Origin of the sequence: Gilliamella sp. CG25 (genome assembly GCF_046635705.1) — a bacterium.
GTDB classification, from domain to species: Bacteria; Pseudomonadota; Gammaproteobacteria; order Enterobacterales; family Orbaceae; genus Gilliamella; species Gilliamella apicola_I.
In genome coordinates, this window is sequence record NZ_JBIDFJ010000021.1 from 1 (window position 1) to 6,638 (window position 6,638).

A 6,638-nucleotide genomic window follows, 5' to 3' on the forward strand; every position below is an offset into this window, starting at 1 on the left:
GTACTTAAGGCGCCAAAGGCAATATCATTTGCGCTGTATTTTCCGTCGTTATCGGCATCGATCACCACATAACCTTTGATAACCGCACTGCCGTGATAACCTATTTCTATTCCGTTAACTAATGACTTATTATCAGCAACATGCACTTTTAGCGATAAGTTAGGTGATCCGGCTTTAACTGCACCTTGACCTATATCCGTATAGCTCAATTGGTAACCATCCCAGTCAGCCACACTTTGCGAACTGTCTGCCGTGATAATCCAATCGCCTTCCGATACGTTGCCCGCCTCAAAGTTACCTTTACTGTCAGTGGTCACTTGTTTCGTAATTGTGCTACCCGTTTTAGTCAGAGTTAATGCTAAACCGGATAAATCCGCATCAATCGCTGAGTGGGTTCGGCTGTTGTCTATATCAATGCTGACATGACCTTTGATCATGGCAATATATTTATACGCTGAATTTTTGTCTAACTCATTTTGTGTTAACGGGTTAAACACAAAGTTATCGCTATTTCCGGCTATGACACTGTCCGCAATTAATTCCGTTCCTTCTGGTGTGCTAACCTTAATTTGGTAGTTACCGCCTTTCGGTAATTTTTCAAACTGATAGTAACCTTGTTTGCCATTCATCGTTTTGGTGTCAACTTTTTTAAGTTCAACATAATCCGTTGCACCCGGTGCCTGATAATTAAGGGTCACATTGATGCCATTACGCCCTTCGTTATCCTGTCTGTCTTTGCTGTCATTTTCATCAATCCAGACGACACCATCGATTTTTTGTTTTCCTACCAACAGATAATTATTATCCAGTGAGCCTTGTTTTGGTAAACTCGCAACCGGAATAACAATATGTTTCGGATCTTTACCGGCTGAGCTTTGTTTAAACGCATGGTCGGCATTAGCGCCTAATTTCAGCACCACAGAATAGTTAGCACTATTACCAAACATCAAATTAGGGAATTGATACTCACCATCCACGGTTTGTTGGGTCATTAATAACTTACCAGTACCATCTAAACCGTCATGCAATTCAACGGTATACGAGATCGCACTATCAAGTAAATAGGTAAACGCCTTTGTAGGATCTAAATCGTTATTATTATCGGCATAATCGACGAAGATTTTCCCTTGAATACCGTTAGCACTTGCTTCTTTATAATAGAAACTATTACCAAAGACACCAGTATTGGTTATTTGAATATTGGATAAAGTACTGATTGGTTGAGTTGAACCTTCACTATTTTTAACTAATGAATAACCATCCGGCGAGGTTACAACATTAATACTGTACTTACCGGAAGGTAAGTTATAGAAATGATATTCACCTTTATCATTGGTATATTGACGAGCGATCTCTGTTCCGTTTGAATCAACTAGGCCAATCAATACATGATCAATTGGTAATTCAGGTGATGTGCCGTCAATAATAGTTTTACCCGCAATACCACTATTGATTGCTTGATTACTGCTTATACCTGCCGCCGGTGAACTGTTTGAACTACCAGCTAATAGGAAGGATTGGTTTTGTACAGTTCGTCCAATATCTTTAAAGGTTATTGTGTCTAAAGTTGCACTAGCTTTTTGATTAGCATTTGAAATAACGCCATAATTGCTTGTAGGAACAACTTGAACTACGTAGTCCGTATTAAGATCAATTCCAGTGAAACTATAATAGCCTTTCTCATTAGTAGTACTTTCAAGATAGTTAATAAGAGAATTATTTAATTTTTTAAATAATTTAACCTTAACATTCGATACAGGAAGATCACCTGTTTTATCAAAACTAATATCCGTTCTACCATTGTTGTTAATATCAACCATTACATAACCTGCAATAGCTGCATCACCATTTTTCTTATAGATGAAATCTAAATTACCACCTGATACTTTTGGTGTTTGTGATGTAATTTTAATATTTGGTACAGTATCAAACTCTGATTTTAGTTCATAAACGCTTACATCCAAGCCTTCTTCTGTAACTTTAATGGTATAAGTATCATTAAATAAATTTTGGAAAGTGTATATACCAGATTTATCGGTTTTAGTTTTAACATAGAATTTTCCATCACGATATAATTCAACCGTTACTCCGGCAAGTGGCACATCACTTTTACTAGCATTGAAGTTACCATCCTCATCATAGTCAAAATAAAGTCGACCACTGATTTCGGTAGGTTGTTTCAGTTTTACTATCCAATACTGATCAGTTGCACCAGCAGATGGAATAGGGGCAACTTGTAAAAACTCTGGTTTTTTCAGCTCACTAGGAATAAGACTGCCTTGAGGTTCATTACCACTAGCAACTAATTCAAATTGTTGTGAATCTAGTCCACGTAATCTAAGAATTATATTAGTTAAATACAAATTACCACGAGGTGAATTAGTGTCATTATAAACAAATTCACCCGTATATTTTACATTGTTATCGACAAAGTCAGATTGATTTAAAATAGCGCTAATATTTCCATTATTGTATCCTTTATAGAAACGAGGCGTAAAAAAGCCTTCTACTCTAAGCGCATCTTTATTATATCTCATTAACTCTTGACTTGTTAATAAAACCGCATCTTCTATTTTTTTGGAACCTGTAATATCTAGGTAAAGATTTCCTGATATTCCTTTAGATGCTTTTGATGCTTGCATAATATATTGACTAGATTCAACATTATTAGCTAAAGTACCATCGGCCAAGACTTCTATGTCAAAAATACCTACAGCTGTAGCAGGATCTTTGTCGGCAATATCAATATAACTATAATTAGTATTATCTGGATCATGTATAATGCGATATTTACCTTTTGGTAAACGGTAAAGAATTAAATTCTGATAAAAATCTCCGCCCGTCATCCATTCTTGGTAAGTACTTCCATCCCAATAAAGAACTTTAAATTTACCATAACCTTGTTCTTTGGAACCATTACCTTCATACTTACCATTCCCATCTAAATCATTGATAGGAATAAAGGTAATTGCATCACTTTTACCTTGCATTAAAAAGTTATGGATAATAGGTAAATCTATTTTATCAAAACGAATCGTTTGCAACTGAGCAAGACCTTGTTTTGGATCTGTTACTGCCTCAGTATCTGAGCGAACAACTTTAATGATAAAATCTTTCCCACTCGTCAGTCCATCATTTCCAGTAAACTCATAACGTCCTGTTTTATCGGTTTTTTGTGAAGCTAATACACTTTTACCTGAGCGTGAAGTACAATCATTATTATCTTTACATAATAAAACTGTCGCATCAAACAATGGTTTATCAAAGGCATCAGCCGTCCCACCTACAGTAAGTATACCCTCTCCTCTGTAAGTATCCAAATAAACTGTACCTTTAGCAACATAATCTCGTTGTTTTAATTTAAACCAGAAATTAGTATCTTTAGTATAGTTTTGACCGCCTTTTACTTTTACAATAATGCTAGAAGTTTCATTAACAATAGTATCGTTTTGATCATTACGTTCTAATTCAATAGCATTTTTATCTGCATTACTGCCAGCGCCGAAAGTTGATTGAACAACCACTCGATATTCACCATCAGGTAACTTGGTAAAGTTATACCAACCATCATTGTTTGTTCCCATAATAGCAATATCATCACGTTCCCAATTGCCAGTAGATACTTGTTTATGTTGTAAAACGACACGAGTGTATCTAATAGGCGTATCTAACTTAGGATCATAATTACCGGTGGTACCAACATGGCTATTATTTAAGTAAACATAGCCCGAAATACTGTTAGGCGTTTTACCTCTAAAATATACAATAGAAAAACCACCCAATCTTTCGGTAGCACTTGCATTATTTGCAACTGATCTTACTCGATATTCTTGTGTAACAGCTTGGATATCTAAATAATTAGAATCATATCCAATAATTTTGTAAGTATAAATTCCACCATGATCAGAATTAACCCTAGCTCGTTGAGCACGCGAATAATCATCTGGACCTTTTAGATATTTAGCATATAAACGTGTCCCATCTAATTTGGTCGCAGGCGTGACACCATCTTCTTCAAAAAAAGCAACCTCTAGATAAGGTGCGGTACTTAATTCACTAATACCATTTTGTATACCACCCCAGTTTCCGTGGTTATTTGTAGACTGTAAGCTACTTTCTACAGCTAATAGACTTGGTGCAATGATTGAATACCAAAAGTTTTGGTTTGACTTAGTACCGCCATTTAAATTGGGAATAATAATCTCTTTCGGAGCAATTTTGTCTTGCTTACCATTGCTGAGTTTTACTTTACCTTTATGAGTACTTTTTGATTCAGATGAGGTACTGGTTGATTTACCATCTGTATCGCCAATAAAGAAATATTTGGTCGTATCAATACCAGATTCATCTAAAACGACTTTATAATCTTTATTCGCTCTTAGTCCTCCAAATTTATAAGCCCCCGCTTTATTAGTGGTCTGTTTAGCAATTAATATCCAACTATTACCATCATGTTGATAAAGATTGACTGGCGTGTTAAGAAAGGTACTACCATCCTTAGGTAGAGTATTTCCTGTTTTACCCCCATCTGGGCCGTCTTCAGGGAATTGTTCTGAACCTAATGCAAATACCGAACCTGATATACCTGCTAAAGTTGTATCGTTCGGATCAATATTTAACAAAAATGTCGGGCCACTTGTTTGACCGATTGCATCAGTTATTTTAACAGTTTGTTCGGTTTTATTCTGTGGAATATAAGGTGCTTTTACATTGGTTACTTTTATGTCATAACTTGCAACAGCTAGATCTCTAAAACGATAACGGCCATTATCAGTTGTAGTTATTGTTCCTGTACCTAGTACTTTGGTTGTCGTGCCGGGATAGTAAAGCTCGACATTCATATCAATCGCACCGGTATCAGAGCCTACTGTATAGATCCCATCACCATTTTGATCAATAGCGACAACTCCGTCAATACCCCATTCATTACGTGGTTTAACATTAAATTGCCCTTTTTGATTTTTACCCGCCATATTAAAGCTAATTTTATTAACGTAGGCGTTTTTACTGTCTGGTAATGTTGCATCCCATAAAGCATATTTGATTTTATTACTTGAGTCAGCAACAAAATCTGCTGTATCAACCGTCATGTCATACAGATGCCCTTTTAAGGTATTTTTAAGTTCAACTACACCATCATTATTGGTTGCAAAAACAATTTGCCTTGAAGAAGAGGTATGAATCAACCTAACAGGAATATTCTTTGCACCATTTCCTTTGTCGTCTTTTATCGCTAAGTTGATATCACCGCCTTGCCCTTTGATAAATAAGTTTTGAGCAGACGCACCAGTATCAACGATAAGTTGCACTGAACGATCAATGGTTTCACCTTCCGTCGTCTTTGCCACAACCTTATATGTCCCCAGTAACGGCGCATCTAATTTATAGCTACCGTCCTGATTTGTGGTCGTGTCCGATAGTAACTTTTGATTACTGTCATATAATTCAACTTTTAAACCCGTTAACGGCATTTCTGTTTTACTGGCCGTATTGTCATAATCTAAATAGACTTTTCCACCTATATCAAAGGCATATGCTGTTGATATCGTCGACACCGATATCAACGCAGAAGCTAATAAGCGCTTTATGCTTCTTAGCATCGTCTTTTGCACTGTTGCATTATGCTCAGTTCGCATTATCTTCTCTCCTGATATGCGTAAATTCTTCTCTTCTTTACGTTTTTCAACCCTTGGGGCATTGAACTGCATCTTCGGTAAGTGCTTTTCTACACCGGTAACTTTTTGCCAACTGTTCATTAGAAACTCCCCACTACATTGACAAACCAACCTCGTGAACGGTAGTTCAGGTGTGTTAAGTTGTCGTTATAATCCGTGAAGTTGTAACCCACGCCCATCTTGATGTTGTCGCCAATATAACGATAAACACTGGTCACCAATCCGTCTTTGTGGTCATCTGCCAGACTTGTTCGTAGCGTTCGACCTTCAACCTGATATTCCCAGTCGCCTGTCTTGTAATTAACACGCACCGCATACAAACTTGCACCCGATGAGTACCAGTCACTTTCACCTTTATAACGTAAATGACCCTGTCTGTGCGCCGCTTTAAACGCCGTTTCCCAGTTCGCATTCCATTCGTAAACACCTTCTAATGACCATACCCAGCTCTTTTGGTCATACAAGCTCGACGTATAACGTTTACCGCTTGATGACGTTGAGTTCACTATCAACTGGTCATCCGGGTCTAATCCATACACATACGTCAATTTACCAAATAAGTTCAGGTTGTTTATCGCTCTCGGTCGGTAAGCAAAACCAACCATCGATTCCGTGTAGTTACTCACCACTTCACTGTTGTTTCTGTGCTCCCCTAACGTCTTGGCAAAGTCAAACTGTACCAGCCAGCTTAAGTCTTCATTGACCACCGTCTTCGCCCGGTTAGTAGTCACCCATTGTCTTATGCGTTCATTGCCGTTATCGATTCGGTATTCCACACGATTACGGATTTGGAAAACATCATTTTTATAACCGTATCCCACCGCCCAAACATCACGACGAGTTTCATCATTTCCGGTTAAACTGGTATGATTGCGGTGACGGTTGCTCACACGGCCTATCGAGTAAGACCCCTCTATAAATTGGGCTTCTGTCGGTTTATAACTTACCCCATAAACATCCGAT

1 protein-coding gene and 1 pseudogene are annotated in these 6,638 nt (G+C 37.5%); both read right to left on the bottom strand.

The features are described 5' to 3' along the window. Positions 1–5,756, bottom strand: a 5,756-nt coding sequence (locus ACGH6P_RS10925; RefSeq protein ID WP_411597473.1) for an SdrD B-like domain-containing protein, incomplete at its 3' end; no start/stop codon positions are given. Further along, a pseudogene (locus tag ACGH6P_RS10930) lies at positions 5,756–6,638 on the bottom strand (hypothetical protein); the annotation flags it as partial. The gene ACGH6P_RS10925 and the pseudogene ACGH6P_RS10930, both read right to left, overlap by 1 nt.